Origin of the sequence: Sphingopyxis sp., assembly GCF_965227415.1 — a bacterium.
Taxonomy (GTDB): Bacteria; Pseudomonadota; Alphaproteobacteria; order Sphingomonadales; family Sphingomonadaceae; genus Sphingopyxis.
The window spans coordinates 3,242,392-3,258,574 of record NZ_OZ245749.1; the positions used below are offsets into that span (position 1 = coordinate 3,242,392).

Genomic DNA, 16,183 nt, shown 5'->3' on the forward strand with positions numbered 1-16,183 from the left:
GCCTTCAAGGCCGTGACGGTCCCTGTAGGTGCCCTTTAAGGTGACCCATATATCTGACCGGGGGGCGGAGAGAGTATCTCTGTCCGATAGTCCGGACTAATTGCCCTTTTTCAGAATGGGTAGGATTTCTGCGGGTTTCAGCGCAGCCAACCAACTACGGTCAATAGGACGCCCGCCGCCACGGTGATGGACACGGCAGCGACCTCCCACAATCTCACCGGGCGGTCGTGTTGAGGGTCAGGCCACGGGCGCACGGTCAGAGCAGCGCGGGCGCGTCAGGCGTTGAAGACTTGCGCGCAAACCACGGATCGCTGCTCCGTTCCACAGTCAGCATCTCCGCCGGGTACTTCGCGACAAGCGCCATTGCTTCTTCCGCCGGGGCGTGAAGCCAAGTGTCGTGATCCTCGGGCCGAAGGATGACGGGCATACGGTCGTGGATATGCCAAAGCTCCTCGGTCGCATCGACCATGACGCCGGTATAGCAGTCGCCCCATTCATCGGTCGGGCGCCACAGGCCCGCCCACGCGGCTAGAGGCTGGTCGGCAACGCCGATCCACGTCCGAGTCATCTTTCCTTTCTCGCCCTCCGCCTCGGCGAACGAGGTGAACGGGATGAGGCATCGTTGCGCCGGGTTGGTGAACCAAGGACGCCAGAAGGTCAGGAGCTTGTCGTCGCGGGCGTTGTTGACCGGCTTCGGCTTGCTGGTCGGTTTCATATGTTTGAGCCTGACCGGGAAGCCCCATGTCATCGCCTGTACAACGCGCTCTCCGGAATCGCTCCGGACGACAAAACCCTGCCCGCCGGGATAGACGTCGCCGGGGGATGCGTTTGTTGCCTGTGGGCGCCGTGCTTTGAAATGCGATGCAACCTCGTCAACGGACGATTTCAGGGTGACCAAGTTGCACATAGGCGGTCCCTTCTAGGCCGCCCCAAGCAACTCGTCGAAGTTTTGCTGGATCGGCGGCATGATGCTGAAACTACCCTTGGGGAACGGGCGGAGAATGTCCAGCGGCGGACGCGCGCCCATAAGCCAGTCGAACCAGTCGTCGGGGGCCACGACGGCAACGTGGCGGTCCTTGTGGGGCGCAAGGTCATCATATGCTGGCACGGTGAGCGCCGCGAAGCTATCTGGCCAATCGCGACCGCCGGGACGCCAGACGGCCGCGATGCAGAAAAAGGGCTCATCGGAAATGAGGCTCGCCGCGTAGATCGTCTTCCCACGTTTCACCAATCCGAACTCATTGGCGAGGAGCAGGCACGGGCGGTCGATGATTGCCGTCTCCGATTTCAGGAGCGGTATTTGGAACACCTCGGGATCGCGTGAAGGCAGGCCCCAATGAAGTTCCTTCTCGCGCTCTTGGTGCCCGTCCCAAATCATTACGCGGTGTTGCTTGCCAATGCCCGAAAGGGCCTCGTCGTTCTCAATGTCCATCGGACACTCTCCTATGCGCGGAAGCGACTTACTGCTCGCTTCCATTCTCGCTCGTCCGGCATCGGAAGCTTGATGTCATCGGGGCCGGGCTTGACCAAGTCGAGCCGGATTGGCCGGACGCGCTTCCCGGTCCTTGCTTTGCATCGCGAACACCAAAACTTCTCGCGGGCTTTCCAGAGACTATCGTCCCACATCTTGCACTGAAAGCGCCACCATATCCCGTAGGGATCGAAAGTCGCGCTATGGCCGCACTGACACACAGGTTTGACCGCCTGATACCACGCGGCGGCTTCGAAGAGGTGAGAAGCGCGGCGCTGTCCGTCTCTCGTCCAGCCGCCCACGTCACAACGACCACCCTAGCTGGTCCCCTTCGGGGCCCTCGCGGGGCGAAACGTCCAGCTCGGCAAGAATTACGCGCGCAAGTTCGTGCGCCGCGTCTTCGCGAAGGTGCGCCGCAGGCGCGGTGATGCCAAGCCTCGCCCATCCGGGGGCGGAGAGGATGGTGTCGGCTATGCGGGCGGGATCGAGTCGTTCCATTCAATTAAGAGAACATAAGAAGAACAGACAGGCAAGGGCTATCGAACGAACTTTTCCCGCATGATTGGATGATTGCAGAGGAACTCAAACAACGGGGTCACTTGCTCTTTATCGCCTTCCAGCTTCACGGTCTTCCGTTTCCATAGTCCTTGGAGTGACCAATATTTCTCGTGGAAATGCAGCCACAGCACCGGATGCCCGCTGACGATCTCCACGGACCAGTGCGAAATCTCGCTATAGCTAGCGGGCGCACCCCTCACAGCAGGATGAAACTCCAAACGATCGGGCAGGGCCGTCACATCCGGCGTCGAGTCCACAGCCTTCCATAAGGACACGACCCCATAGACCGCAGCCCATGCAGCAAACGCCAACAGCAAAGCGACGAATAGCTCCCAGCCGATGGTCTGTTCTATGATTTTAAGGAAGCCACCGCGCCGCGCTCGTGTGCCGAGAAACTCCGTCTCGTTCATGAAGAAACCGACATAAACCACGCACGCGGTGAAGGATAGAAGCCCCAAGCCAGTGAGCGCATTGGAGGCCCTCGTCGATCTAAACTCGGCGTAATCCATCCGCCCTCTCCCCCTGTATCCCCATTGCACGACTATCACCGGGTTGAGTGAAGAAAACGGCCAAAAGGGACAAGGGCGGATGGAAGCTCAACCGATATGGTATCGAATAGGCCAGCGTAACGCCTCCTCTTTCGACGCCACAATACCAAAGCGGACGCGAGCGGTACACGAGTGCCCCCCGAGACCTTCGCGGCCCTAAAGGGATTCAAAAGTGGGCCTTACGTTGCATCGGCTGGCATGGTGTAAATGACTTCCGTAGAGCCACCTTGACGCCAATCGAAGCGCAGCCAACCCGTCCGATGGTCCACGACGACGCCAGAGAAGAGCAGCCGAAGCGCCGCGTTGATCTTCCCGAAGTCCAGCGGCTCGCTCTCCTCAACCTCAAAGGCCGCAGCAAGGCCCTCTAGGCGAGAATGTACAAGGCCATGATCGGCAACCGCTCGCGACTGCTCAATTGCCGAGAGGGACGAATGCAGGGCCGTTAGGCTCGCTTCCGCCGCCTGTACGCGCGCCGACAAAGCGAGAGAGGGTTTGCAGTCGAGAAGTTCGAGGAGTTCCGTTAGGTGATCCTCTGTCCCCGCTATTTCGCCCCGCAGACTCTGTGCCTCTCGATCAAGCTCCGGTGCGCGATCACCGGCAGGGATGTCGTCGATGAACTTGGCCCACCCGCTCGCGATGGCATCGTGGACGGCCTCCAACGATACCGAAACGTAGCCGTGCGCGGCTGCGCCGAGCTTCGCCTTGGTGCAAACCAACTTCGGCGATCCTGCTTTCTTCCGGTCTCCTTTATAGACCCGCGTCATGGCGGCGCCGCAGTCAGGACAGCGCGCGAGTCCGGCGATCATATTCTGAACGGGACCAGCGGCCGACTTCCCCCGCGCGCGGGCGATGCTGCCGTCCTTTATCGCACGAACAGCGGTCCAGTCCGCCAGCGAGACGGCGGCGGGGTAGAAGTCCGCAACAGGCTCTTCATACGCGCGCCGCTTCTTGCCCGACGAGTAGTCGAGATACCCCGGCACAAGCGTGCCGATGACGGAGACGTTGCCGAGTATCTTACAGACCGTCGAGCGGTGCCACATCATCCCGCGCCCCATCGCCGGCACGCCTTCGGCGTTCAATGCTTGGGCAATGGAATGGTCCCCGATGCCGCCGATGGCATCCCGATAGATGCGGCGGACTACTTCGGCGCGGTCAGGCTCCAGCTCCCATCCCTCGGGAGACCGGCGGAGCCATGCGGGGCCTCTAAGGGTGTAGTGGCTGCATTGACCAGAGGCGACTTGCCGCCGCTTCTCCTGCCATGCGGCAGCCACGCGGCGCCCCTTCGTCTTGCTCTCTTCATGGGCACGCCACGAGACCATGAGGGAGACAATGAGCGCCATAGGGTCGCCGTCGAGGCGCGCGGCATTGTACTCTTGCCCGTCGTTGAGGGTGACAATCGTCACGCCCGCGTCAACGATGTCGTCAACCAGCCGGGAAGCGCGGCGGGGTGTCATGCGAGATATGCGGTCGAGGCTCTCCACGAGAAGATAAGAGCCGTGCGGAATGAGACCTTCGCGGCAAGCATGGAGGAAGCCGCCAAGGCCGCTATCGGTGTCGGCGTTCGCGCCGCGATATGCGGACACGCCAAGGTCATGAAGCGACAGGCGGTTGTCCATCGCCAGCCCCTTGGCATCCGCCCACTTGCCAGCCGCGTCAGATTGGCGGCGATAGCTGTCGCCTTGGGCTTGCTCGGGCGTGCTGAAACGGGTGTAACTGTAAACCTTGGGAAGAGCGATGAGCGTGCCGGGGGAGTTTGCGAGTTGCAACATGCGTTGAGTTCCTTTGGAAAACCGGCGCGTTTTCATCGCCGGAAGTCCGGAGTAATTCCGGGTCTCAACGCCTCGTACTTGATGATGAGCGGGCCGCCGGGCTCGGGCAAATCCCTGATGGCGGCGTGCATGCCGGGAATATTGCCCGACCTCACGCCTGCCGAAGCGCTCGAAGTGTCGATGATCGCCTCGGTCGCGGGCAGCCTCGACGGCGGCCGGCTGAGGCGCGCGCGGCCCTTTCGTGCCCCGCACCATTCGGCGTCGATGCCTGCGCTGGTCGGCGGCGGGTTGCGCGTCCGGCCGGGCGAGGTCAGCCTTGCGCATCTGGGGGTCTTGTTTCTCGACGAACTCCCCGAATTCCAGCGCGGCGTGCTCGATTCGCTTCGCCAGCCGCTCGAGACGGGCGAGGTCAGCGTTGCGCGCGCCAATGCGCATGTCACCTTCCCGGCGCGCGTCCAACTGGTGGCGGCGATGAATCCGTGCCGCTGCGGCCATCTTGGCGACCCGGCGCTCGCGTGCAGCCGCGCGCCGCGCTGCGCCGCCGATTATCAGGCGAAGCTGTCGGGGCCGCTGCTCGATCGCATCGACCTGCATGTCGAGGTCGAGGCCGTGAGCGCCGCCGATCTCGTCCTGCCGCCGCCCGCCGAGGGCAGCGCCGACGTCGCGGCGCGCGTCGCGGCGGCGCGCGCTGTCCAGACCGCGCGCTACGCCGATCAGAAAGCGCGAACCAATGCCGAGATCGACGGCGCGTTGCTCGAGGCGGTCGCGACTCCCGACGAGCCGGGGCGAAAACTGCTGGCGCAGGCGGCCGAGGCGATGCGCCTGTCGGCGCGGGGCTATACGCGGATCTTGCGGGTCGCGCGGACGATCGCCGATCTGGCGGGTGCCGACGCGATCGGCCGCATCCATGTTGCCGAGGCGCTGAGCTATCGGCGCCAGGCGCCGCGGAACTGATGGCGGTGGACGCCATCGCATTCGACGCGGTGATCATCGAGTGGCGCGGCCCACCGCCCTATCTGTTCGCGGTCATTCCCGACGAGCATATCGCCGTTATCCGCTATGCGGCGCTGTCGGAAAGCTATGGCTGGGGCGTCGTGCCGGTGACCGCGCGGATCGGCGCGACCGACTTCACGACCTCGCTGTTCCCGCGCGACGGGGGCTATCTGCTGCCGGTCAAGGTCGCGGTGCAAAAGGCGGAAGCTATCGCGATGGGCGACCGCATCGCGGTGACGATGCGGGTCGGCCGACCCGCTCGCTGATCGCCGGTCAGATGCCGAGCGACTTGTTTCCGACGACTTCGAGCGGCGGCACCGCCTTGACCGCTCCGGCGCGGCGATGGCTGAGCTTGCCTTCGACCTTGCCGCCATTTTCGATCGTGATGCTTTCATAGATCACATCGCCGGTGATGCGGGCGGTCGCATGGACGATCAGCGTCTTGGCTTCGATCGACCCGTCGAGCAAGCCCGCGATCTTTGCGGTTTCGGCCACGACTGCGCCCTTGAGCTCGCTCGCCTCGCCCTGGACAAGGTTCGCGCATTTGAGGTCGCCGTCGATCTTGCCGTCAATGTGCAGATCGACGCTCGCCGACACATTGCCGGTGATGACGACATCCGATCCCAGGACCGAGAAGGTCGTGTGGCGCGCACCGCTTGCCATCTTAGCGGGCACTGCTGGCTGCGAGGGCCCCGACTCGCTGTCGGGCGTCGTCTTTGACTTCGAGAACATCGGCTTTGGCCTCCAGGAAACGGCGCGGATTGACCGCGACACCGTTCAAACGAACTTCGAAATGCAGATGGCTGCCGGTCGAACGGCCGGTCGAACCCATCTTGGCGATCTGCTGGCCGGCGGCAACCTGGCTGCCGACCGCAGTGGTGAAACCCGAAAGATGGGCATAACGGGTCAGGATGCCCTGGCCATGATCGACTTCGACGACATTGCCGTACCCCGACTTTTGCCCGACGAAGGTGACGCGGCCCGGAGCGGCGGCGACGATCGGCGTGCCGAGCGGCCCGGGGAAATCGAGCCCGGCGTGCATCGCGCCCGCGCCGGTGAACGGATCGCTGCGATAGCCGAAGCTCGACGAGAGCATCAGCACGTCGGCCGGCTTGCCCGAGGGCACTGCGACCAGCGTGCGCTCGAGCACTTCCATACGGAACAGCGCGCCTTCGAGCGCCGCGAACGAGGCGCCAAAGGCTTTCGTTTTCGCCATCTTGCCGCGGTACGGGATGAAAGGACCACCGCGGCCGGCCGCCGCGTTGCGGACGAGCGACCTGGGGTCGAGCCCAAGCTGGGCAACCGCGACTTCGGCTTTCGCCGCGCGTTCGTTGACGGCGGCGAGCAGGCGGCCGGCAAAGGCCTCCTGCCGCTTTTCAAGCCGCGCGAGCATCTGCGCTTCGGGGGGCAGGTTCGGATCGATCGCGCTCGTTTCGAGCGCGGCGGGGGCAGCCTTGGCCTCGGTCGCCGCTTCGGGCGCTGCCGCGGCAGGCTCGACGCCGAAATGATCCTTCGACCATTGTTCGAGCTGCTCCTGCCGCTCGTCGAGATCGGCGACGCTTTCGGCGACATTGTCGCGATATTTGGCGATGCGCGCTTCGGCTGCTGCTGCGGCGGCCTGCTTTTCGGCGACGTCGGCGCGTTCGCCCGAGGTCAGAAGCTGGTTCGCGAGAATCGCCAGGGTGATCCCGGCCCACAGCAACACCACCGCGCCGGCGATCAGCGCAACGCGCTTTTGCCAGACCGCGCTGATACGAAGAAACCGCACGTTGCCGTGCGTGCGAATGAAGATTTCATGGTCCTGAAACAGCGCAGAAATCCGCTGGCGCAAATCGCGCAGACCCATATATTTCGAAGACAAGTGGCGACCCCATCTTGTTATATTTTGGAGCCCTCCGCCCCGATTGATCGGCGCTGTATCAGGCCGATTGACCCCTTGCGAATCTTTGAGCGGCGACTCGCGCCGAGTCGAACATGACTCGCGGTGAACGGTGTCAGAGGGTGCAACCACTGCCATTCTGGCGGGATATCGCGCCGCGAATCGCCTGTTATCATTGACGGCTTGCTTACCATTTCGGGCTAAGGGAGAGGGGTGACCCATATGCCCAAAATCGCGCTCGCCGACGGTGCAAATGCCTTGGAAGAACAGGTGACTGCCGACACGCAGCGCCCGCGATCGGCCGTCAGCGCCGGCGTCGGGATTGTCGGGCTGATCGGGCTGATGACCTATCTTTTCATCGCCCGCTATGCGCCCGAGGTCGCGGCATTCCTCGGCGTCGACTGGGGCCAGCGCGGGCGGATGGACGGGCCGAATTCGGCGATCGCGAGCGTGCTCGCCTGCGGCATGCCGATGGTGCTGTGGTCGCTGTTCGTCGACAAGGTGCACCGCAATCCTTCGACGGGGATCGACTGGGCGCTGCGCCGTCCGTGGCGCGAGACCCTCGATATCAGCCTGACCAAGCTTGCGGGCCTGTGGGCGACCTGGGCGCTGATCGCCGGCTTCTACGCGATGATGCGCTATTATTGGGAGGGCAATTACGCTTTCTCGATGACCCTGCTCGAACGCGCGGCGCCGTGGCTGCTGCTCGTCTCGGTTCCGTATATCCTCTGGCTCGACCGCCGGATGACCGAACCGCGCGACGGCTGCTATCAGTTCGGTCGCTGGATGATTGCGCCGGGACAGGCGGTCGATGGCCGCGCGATCGCGCACCATTTTCGTGCCTGGGCGGTGAAGGGCTTTTTCACGGCCTTCATGCTGTCGATCGTGCCGGGCAATTTCTCGTCGCTCGTGTCGGTCGAGATGAGCGACGTGCTCGCGAACCCCTATATGACCGGCATCTGGACGATCAATATCCTCTATCTGGTCGACGTCCATATCGCGACCGTCGGCTATATCCTGACGATGAAGCCGCTCGATTCGCACATCCGGACGGCGAACCCCTATTTCATGGGCTGGATCGCGGCGCTGGTTTGCTATCCGCCCTTCATCCTGATGAACGGCGGGCCGCTCGATTATCAGGTCAACGGCGCCGACTGGGGCTATTGGCTGGAGGGTCACCACACGCTGTTGATGATCTGGGCCGCCGTGCTGTTTCTGCTCGTTTCGGTCTATGCCTGGGCAACGATGGCGTTCGGCATCCGCTTTTCGAACCTGACGCATCGCGGCGTGATCACGCACGGGCCGTACAAGTTCACGCGGCATCCGGCCTATGTGTCGAAGAACCTCAGCTGGTGGGTCGCCTCGCTGCCCTTCCTCGTGACCGCAGGCGGGCCGATCGAGGCGGTGCGCAACACGCTGCTGCTCGCGGCGGTCAGCGGCGTCTATTACTGGCGCGCCAAGACCGAGGAGAAGCATCTCCTGGCCGATCCGGCGTATCAGGCCTATTGGAACTGGGCGCAGGCGCATGCACCGGTGCCGCGGCTGTTCGCCAAACTGGCGGGCCGTTCACGCCCGCGGATCCGCCTTGAACCCGACCCGCGCGTGGGGCCGGTGGCCTGATCCGATCCTCCCCATCGCTGCGCGACAGGGAGGATCCCATGCTTAGAATTTGAAGCCCGCCTCGACGCCCCAGATGCGGGGTTCGTTGACGTAGCTGGTGATGTTGTTGAAATCGATGCCGCCGGTCGGCGAGGCGTCGTTCGTGATGTTGCGGACAAAGCCCGCGACATCGAAGCGATCGGTCTTGTAACCGACGCGCAGGCCGCCCTCGATCAGCTTGTCGTCTGAGAATTCGACCGAACGATACAGGAAGAACTGGATCTTCGAACGATAATACCAGTCGGTGAAGGCATAGATGGCGCCATTGCCGACGGGGATTTCATAGCCGGCGGTCCAGTTGAGCGTCCATTTCGGCGATTGCGGCAACTGGTTGCCGTCGATCGAATAGATGCCGGGGCTGCCCGCGCGAACCGGGTCCAGCACGGTGCAGGGCGTTGCCGAGCCGCAGCCCGCGACGAAGGCATTGCTATCGTCGATCTTGGCGATGTTCCACGCGCCGCCGACCGAGAAGGTCAGACCCTTTGCCGGCGCGGCCTGCAGTTCGGCCTCGACGCCATGACCCTTGGCATCGACGTTGAGCAGGCTGGCCACGTTCGACGTGCCGCCGACCGCCGTGAGCTGAAGGTCCTTGGTGTCGAAATAATAGCCGGTCAGGTTGAAGCGGACGCGGTCGTCGAGGAACGCCGTCTTGATCCCTGCCTCATACGACATCGTCTCTTCCTGGTCGGCGGTCGAGATCGCGCGCGAGAAGGTCAAGCGGCCCTGCACCGACGGCGCGCGATAGCCGCGCGCGACGCGGGCGTAGACGGTGAGCGCATCCGACGCCTCATAGGTCGCGCTGGCGTCCCACGTCAGCAGCTTGCCCTTGACGTTGGCAGCCTGCGGCGGGACCGGGGTGTTCGGATTGACGACGAAGATTGGCCGCGTCTCGACCGGACGCGACGCGACGAAATCGCGCGTGTCGTGGTTGTACCGCGCGCCGGCCTGCAGCTTGAAGCCATTGTCGAACGCATAGTTGACCGAGCCGAAGAGGCCATAGGCTTCGCTGTCCTGACGCTGGATCGCGATCGCCGACGGAGTCGCATCGGTCGGACCGCCGAACTCGAAGCTGGAAATGTCGAGCTTTTCGTCGAAGTAGAAGGCACCGAACTGATAGCCGAGCCCGCCGCTGTTGTTCGAGGCGATGCGCAGTTCCTGCGTGAACTGGTCGAGGCTGGGGACATTGTCCTGGCTCTGCGCCTGGAACGGGATGAGGCCCGGACCCGATACCGGCAGGAACACTGCGCCGAAGCCGCCGTCGATGTCGCCGCGGCTGCGGAAATTGCCGTTCCAGTAGGACGTGACCGAATAGGCGGTCACCGGCCCGAAATCATATTCGAGGTTCAGCCCGACATTATAGGTGTTGAGCTTCTGGAAGTTCAGCCCGTCCTGATAGACCTTGTCGCGCTCGAACGCGGTGCCCGCCCCGCCGAGGCCGACCAGATGGTTGCTGCCCGGAACCTGGGTGTTGGCGCGGAAGATGATCGCCGAGCCATCATAGATGCGGACCTGGCCGGTGACGCGGCCGGTGAAGGGGCCGCTTTCATATTGAAGCTGAAGCCGCGCGGCGATGTCGTCATAGCCGCCCAGATCCTCTTTCGCCGTCGTCGCGACATTGTCGACCCAATCGTCGCGATGCTGGAACAGGGTCGACAGACGGACCGAAAAGCCGTTGTCGTCGGCGGCGCCCGCCGCAACCTCGACCTGGCTGGTGCCATAGCGGCCATAGCTGACACGCGCATAGCCGCCGGTCTTGCCGGGGCGGACGGTGTCGAACTTGACGATGCCCGCGGGCGTGTTGCGGCCGAACAGCGTGCCCTGCGGCCCGCGCAGCACTTCGACGCGGTCGAGATCGAAGATCGGGAAGCCCTTCAGGATCGGATTTTCGAGCACGACATCGTCGTAGACGACGCTGACCGGTTGCGAGGCGTTGAGGTCGAAATCGGTGTTGCCGAGCCCGCGAATATAAAAGCGGGGGAAGGTGCGGCCGAACGAGCTTTCGATGTTCAGGCTGGGCACGCGGCCCGCAAGCGCGCGAACGTCGGAGCCCGTCGAGGTGATCGCGCTCAGCGTATCGCCCGACAGCACGCTGACCGCGACGGGCACGTCCTGCAGGCTTTCTTCGCGGCGCTGCGCCGTGACGATGATTTCGCCGAGGCCGCTTTCTTCAGCAGCGGGGGCATCCTGTGCGGCGGCGGGCGCGGCCCAGCCGGCCGAGGCGAGAACAAACGCTATAGCGGTGGCCGAAGGAAAATGGCGCATGGCGAGCTTCCTGAAACAGAGTGAGAGATGGGAGAGCGGAAATACCAATCGCTCTTTGGCTTCCGGCGCGCTCTCGATCAATTGCGGAAGCGCGCGCCGCTGACGTTCGTGTCAGCAGTGTTGCCGATTTGCTGCACTTTGGGGGGGTGATGGCGACCGGTTTCGACCGATTGCGGCCATTCTCCATCATCGTCATCCCGGACTTGATCCGGGATCCATGATCGCCACGGCAGCCATGGACCCCGGATCAAGTCCGGGGTGACGAGGGAGAAGACGATCGCTCTCCACCCGCTTCGGCCTCCCGCTGCTGGTCCGTGTGGAACCCTGGCAAACGAATGATTGCGAACGATGTTGACGTGTTCCCCGGCGAAGGCCGGGGTCCAGAGCGCGCGCACGCAACGTCGGCTGTCGAACGCCCTGGACCCCGGCCTGCGCCGGGGAACACGCTGGGTCATGGACCCCGGCCTTCGCGGGGGAACACGCTGGGTCGCTAGGTCCCGCTTTCGCGGCAATGACGAAGAGCGCGATGACCGCTTTCGACCGGAACGCGACATTTATAGCATCGTCATCCTGAACTTGTTTCAGGATCCATGGGCTGCCGTTTCCGTCGACGCGGCGCGAAAGGAGAGGTCAGGCCGTGGATGCTGAAACAAGTTCAGCATGACGGAGAGCTAACGACCCATTGCGGACGATTGTGATGTGCTCCCCGGCGAAGGCCGGGGTCCAGTGCGCGCGAACGCAACGCCGGCTCTGCAACGCCCTGGACCCCGGCCTTCGCCGGGGAGCACGCTGGGTCGCGCGACCGTCCACTCACCACCCTAACCGGACGCCCAATTGATCGTCACCCCGGACTTGATCCGGGGTCCATGACGACGGTGCAGCCGTGGATCCCGGATCAAGTCCGGGATGACGAAGGTGGGTGACGCCGCTCCCCACCCCTAACCGGCCATTCGCCGCGCACCAAAAAAACGCTGTCCTACATTATTCGGCTGTGCCAGCCTTTGTCCCGGCTCTTTGAACATGGGAAAAAAGCGATCGCTGCCGGTTACGGATAGCGGCAAAAGCCAGGCGCAGCCTGTCGGCGGAACGCGACAAACCGCGGGCCGCACGAGGCTGAACTTTCCTGAACTTTGGAATAGAGTGATGACGGCTCGCCATCCCAAAGGCGCCGTAGCTATCTAGAAACTCAGCTCGTCGTAGATCTTCGCCAGGTCGTGGTTCCACGGCCCTTCGTAGCGGTCGAGCAGGTCGTGCGCAGGCGATTTGCCGCTCGCGGCGATGCGGCGCAGCGGTTCGAGGAAGCCAACCTCGTTATCGCCCATCGAATTGACTTCGCCGCGCGCGGCGAGGCCGGCAGCCGCGATATCGAGGACGCGATGCGCAAGCTGTCCGACGGTACCGCCGCCCGGCGCGGGCGCGTCGAGGCCTTCGCTGGGGACGGCGTCGCGCAGCGTCTGCTGCTCCTCGATGCTCCAGCCCTTGACCAGATCCCACGCTGCGTCGAGCGCGCCCTGGTCATAAAGCAGACCGACCCACAGTGCGGGCAACGCGCAGATGCGGTTCCATGGGCCGCCGTCGGCGCCGCGCATTTCGAGGAAGCTTTTGAGGCGCACTTCGGGGAAGGCGGTCGAAAGATGGTCGTTCCAGTCGGACAGCCTGGGCAGCTCGCCGGGCAATACCGACAGCTCGCCGCGCATGAAGTCGCGGAAGCTCAAGCCCGCAGCGTCGATATATTTGCCGTCGCGGAAGACGAAATACATCGGGACGTCGAGCATATAGTCGACATAGCGGTCATAGCCGAAGCCATCCTCGAACACGAAGGGCAGCATGCCGGTGCGCGCCGGATCGGTGTCGGTCCAGATATGGCTGCGGTACGACATAAAGCCGTTGGGCTTGCCTTCGGTGAAGGGCGACGACGCGAACAAAGCGGTCGCGATCGGCTGGAGCGCCAGCGACACGCGAAATTTCTGCACCATGTCGGCCTCGCTCTTATAGTCGAGGTTGGTCTGGATGGTGCAGGTGCGCAGCATCATGTCGAGGCCCATGGTGCCGACGCGCGGCATATGGTCGAGCATGATCTTGTAGCGGCCCTTGGGCATGATCGGCAGCTCGGCGCGCGTCTTGTCGGGCCACATGCCGACGCCCAGGAAGCCAAGGCCGAGTTCGGCGCCGACTTCCTTCACCTGCTTCAGGTGGCGGCCGGTTTCGGCGCAGGTCTGGTGGAGGTTTTCGAGCGGGGCGCCCGACAGTTCGAGCTGGCCCGCGGGTTCCAGGCTGACGGTGCCGTCGCTGCCCGCGAGCGCGATGACGTTGCCGCCCTCGATCACCGGTTCCCAGCCGAAGCGCGTGAGCGCCATCAACAGGTCGCGGATGCCGCCCGGCTCGTCATAGGAAGGGGCGCGATGATCGGCGGTGCGATAGACGAATTTCTCGTGCTCGGTGCCGATGCGCCAGCGTTCCTTGGGCTTCTCGCCCTTGGCCATGGGAACCGCGAGCTGGTCGCGATTTTCGATGATGGGATCGTTTTGATCTGAAACCGTCCGCGTGCTCATTCCGCGCCCTTAAAAGCAATCGCGGAAAAAGCAATCGCCGCTATTGGACCATCGCGCGGAGATTGACCGTAAAGCTCGATCCCGGCGCCATGCTGCCTTTCGGATTGATGCGGATATTCGTGACATTGGCATCGACGCCGTTCGCGTCGGGTGCCGGCACATAGGTCCAGCTTGCGCCGCCATTGTTCGAGAAGGAGAGATCGTCGGTCGTGCTCGCGAGGCTGGCAAAGCTGTAGCTGAGGGCGCTTGCCCCGGCGCCGAAGGCTATCGGCCCCGGTCCCGGCGCATAGGTGCCGACGAACAGGCTGAGGTTTGCGGGAATCGCGTCGGAGACGATCACGCTGTTGCTGCTCGGCGCCGTGCCCGCGGGTGCGGTAACGGTCAGCGTATAGGTCGCGAAGCCGCCAGGGATCAGCTTGGGATTGATCGCGCCGTTGAACGGGTCGCTGTACGCGGTCGACGTCTTGGCGATCGACAGCGGCAGGACATAGGCGTTGGTATAGGTGCAGGTCGTCGCGGTAACGCTGCCCGCGATCGTCAGCGTACGGCCGGTCGCGCCGCTCGCGAGCGGGCTGCCGCCGGTGCATTCGACCGTCGCATTATAGAGCGCCGCCACCGCGCCGCCGCCATAGCTTTCGGCAGGCAGGGTCAGGACGTCGCCCGCGCGGACGGTGACGAAGCTTCCGGTGGTGGCCGTCGGCGCGGTCGAGGCGAAGCTGGGGTTCGCGGGTCCGCCGCTGGTTGTGGCGCTGGCCGTGTGCCCGGTCGTCGCGCCGCTCCACGCCTTGGCAAGGCGGATCTGCTGCGCGATCCGGCTGTTGGTGAAGGTGCACATGATCGCCGTGTCGGCGGCGCCCACCGTCAGCACCGCACCGGACAGCGCGGTCGCATTGCCGGTGCACGCGAGCGCTTGCGTGTAATGGGCGCCATTGCCGACCGTGAACGTCTCGCCCAGCGTTGCGGCTTCGGCGGCGTACACGGTGACCGCAGCGTTGGTATCGGTCTCGGTCGCGCTGTTGGCGACCGAGGCAAGGCTGGCGTTGTTGATCAGCCCGCTCGTCGCGACGATGACCGCATCGGCGACCAGCGCGTTCACCCAGCTTTTGCGGACGACAAGGGTCGCGCTCTTGCGGCTGTTCGTCCAGGTGCAGGTCAGCGCCGATCCCGAAGGCATGACGACGGTGCGGCTGAGCCCGGTGCCCGATGTCGCCACCAACGCATTGTCGCTGTTGCGCCGGCATTCGAGGCTGCTGTTGTAATTGACGGCGTTGCCCGCAGTGAAGGCTTCGGTGAGCGTCAGCGTCGATCCGGCGATAGCGACCGAGGTTGCGTTCGTCGCGCTGCCGCCGACCGTCGAGGTCCCGGCGACGGCGGCGAGACCGCCCGAAATCGCCAGGCCGACCGCGTCGTTCGCGATGCCGTTGGTCCACGCCTTGGCCAGAACGACGGGCGAGTCATTGTCGGTGATCGTATAGGTGCTGGCCGTGATCGGCGTGCCGCCGCAGCTCGACGTGCTCGATACCGTGTAGCCGGAGCCGGTGCCCAGCGCGATCTGGATCGTCTCGCTGCTCTCGGTCGCGGTGTCGTCGATGATCGCGATGCCGAGCGGGACGGTGGTGTTGTTATAGGTGCCCACCGGGATCGTGACGGTGAAGCTCGCCCCGCCGCCCGGCGTCGTATAATCGGTGCCGCGCACCGCGGTACCGCCTGTGATGCTGACATTGACCGTGCGCGCGGTGAACAGCGTGCCGCTGACGCGCAGCGCCGGGACATTCGCCGACGGAATCGATTCGACCCCGGACGCGCTGGCGGTCGACAGCTCGACGAACGGATTGAGCGTGATGCGGATGTCGTCGAGGAAATTGCCGTAGCTGCCGGGGTCGGTGGTGATGAACTGGACGCGCTGGACCCCCGACGTGCCGGTGTAGGTCGCCGACCCGCTGTTCACGTTCCAGATATTGTTGACCGTCGAGGCCTGGGTCGCAAGATTCTGGATCGGCGTGCCGCTGCTATTGGCGATCTGAAAGCTGGCGGTCTGCGTCGCGGGGCCGCCCGACCGCGCGCGATGTGCAAAGGTCCAGCCGATCGTCTCGCCATTCACCATGCAGATATTCTGGTAAAAGGCACCCGGGACGTTCGCGTTCATCTCGGCGAATACCGACCCGTCATAGGCCGGGACGCCCTGGAAGCCCGTATCCCACAATTCGATCTCGCCCGACGCCGAATCCCAGCCCGCGACCGATCCGTTCGAGTAGATTTCATAATTGGCCGCGCCGGGCCCCTGCGGATCGTTCGATTCGAACGAGGGGTTCACGATCACGCGCTGGGCGTAGGCGGGCGGGGGTGCAACGGCGAGCGCCGACGCCAGCCAGACGAACAGGGTCAATGTCCGTCCTGACAGCGTGCGCTGGCCCCCACGCCAGCGATCTCGGCTTTGGTCCCGCCGTTGCATGGCGCCGCTTTGGGACGGATATGACTAATATGGAGTTAAA

The 16,183-nt window shown here is 64.1% G+C and carries 12 protein-coding genes and 1 pseudogene; 3 read left to right on the forward strand and 10 right to left on the reverse strand.

Annotated elements, in window-relative coordinates; genetic code table 11:
• Nucleotides 1–256: 256 nt before the first annotated feature.
• The 5 genes from ACO055_RS15775 to ACO055_RS15795 form a co-directional block, all read right to left on the reverse strand.
• Nucleotides 257–907 (reverse strand): SOS response-associated peptidase, encoded by a 651-nt coding sequence (locus tag ACO055_RS15775; protein ID WP_422059780.1) that lies wholly within the window; start codon nt 905–907, stop codon nt 257–259.
• 12 nt (nt 908–919) lie between these two features.
• On the reverse strand, nt 920–1,432 hold the full coding sequence (locus ACO055_RS15780; RefSeq protein WP_422059781.1) for a hypothetical protein: 513 nt from the start codon (nt 1,430–1,432) through the stop codon (nt 920–922).
• Between the two features lie 342 nt (nt 1,433–1,774).
• Complete coding sequence (locus ACO055_RS15785; protein WP_422059782.1) at nt 1,775–1,969, reverse strand: DUF6771 family protein; 195 nt, start codon at nt 1,967–1,969, stop codon at nt 1,775–1,777.
• 38 nt (nt 1,970–2,007) lie between these two features.
• Nucleotides 2,008–2,538 carry a hypothetical protein gene (locus tag ACO055_RS15790; protein ID WP_422059783.1) on the reverse strand — a complete coding sequence of 177 codons (531 nt, stop codon included), beginning with the start codon at nt 2,536–2,538 and terminating at the stop codon, nt 2,008–2,010.
• A 218-nt stretch (nt 2,539–2,756) separates the two neighbouring features.
• Nucleotides 2,757–4,346: a recombinase family protein gene (locus ACO055_RS15795; RefSeq protein ID WP_422059784.1), complete on the reverse strand. Its 1,590-nt coding sequence runs from the start codon at nt 4,344–4,346 to the stop codon at nt 2,757–2,759.
• Nucleotides 4,347–4,424: 78 nt separating this feature from the next.
• Between ACO055_RS15795 and ACO055_RS15800 the strand changes: the two are divergent.
• Nucleotides 4,425–5,300: pseudogene (locus ACO055_RS15800) on the forward strand (YifB family Mg chelatase-like AAA ATPase); the annotation flags it as partial.
• Nucleotides 5,300–5,605: a DUF1905 domain-containing protein gene (locus ACO055_RS15805; RefSeq protein ID WP_422059785.1), complete on the forward strand. Its 306-nt coding sequence runs from the start codon at nt 5,300–5,302 to the stop codon at nt 5,603–5,605. The pseudogene ACO055_RS15800 and the gene ACO055_RS15805, both read left to right, overlap by 1 nt.
• 7 nt (nt 5,606–5,612) lie before the next feature.
• Here the strand turns inward: ACO055_RS15805 and ACO055_RS15810 are convergent, their stop codons facing one another.
• Both ACO055_RS15810 and ACO055_RS15815 read right to left on the reverse strand, forming a co-directional pair.
• Entirely contained in the window at nt 5,613–6,002 is a 390-nt protein-coding gene (locus ACO055_RS15810; protein ID WP_422059786.1) for a bactofilin family protein, read from the reverse strand.
• 1 nt (nt 6,003) lies between these two features.
• Nucleotides 6,004–7,200: a M23 family metallopeptidase gene (locus ACO055_RS15815; protein WP_422059787.1), complete on the reverse strand. Its 1,197-nt coding sequence runs from the start codon at nt 7,198–7,200 to the stop codon at nt 6,004–6,006.
• Between the two features lie 240 nt (nt 7,201–7,440).
• Here ACO055_RS15815 and ACO055_RS15820 point away from each other — a divergent pair, with 240 nt between their 5' ends.
• Complete coding sequence (locus tag ACO055_RS15820) at nt 7,441–8,838, forward strand: methyltransferase family protein (protein ID WP_422059788.1); 1,398 nt, start codon at nt 7,441–7,443, stop codon at nt 8,836–8,838.
• A gap of 42 nt (nt 8,839–8,880) precedes the next feature.
• Here the strand turns inward: ACO055_RS15820 and ACO055_RS15825 are convergent, their stop codons facing one another.
• The 3 genes from ACO055_RS15825 to ACO055_RS15835 all read right to left on the reverse strand — a co-directional run bounded on the left by ACO055_RS15825 (nt 8,881) and on the right by ACO055_RS15835 (nt 16,077).
• Nucleotides 8,881–11,139, reverse strand: coding sequence for a TonB-dependent receptor (locus tag ACO055_RS15825; protein WP_422059789.1), 2,259 nt, complete (start codon nt 11,137–11,139; stop codon nt 8,881–8,883).
• Nucleotides 11,140–12,317: 1,178 nt separating this feature from the next.
• Complete coding sequence (locus tag ACO055_RS15830) at nt 12,318–13,691, reverse strand: glutamate--cysteine ligase (protein WP_422059790.1); 1,374 nt, start codon at nt 13,689–13,691, stop codon at nt 12,318–12,320.
• 40 nt (nt 13,692–13,731) lie between these two features.
• Entirely contained in the window at nt 13,732–16,077 is a 2,346-nt protein-coding gene (locus tag ACO055_RS15835) for a hypothetical protein (RefSeq protein ID WP_422059791.1), read from the reverse strand.
• Nucleotides 16,078–16,183 lie beyond the last annotated feature (106 nt).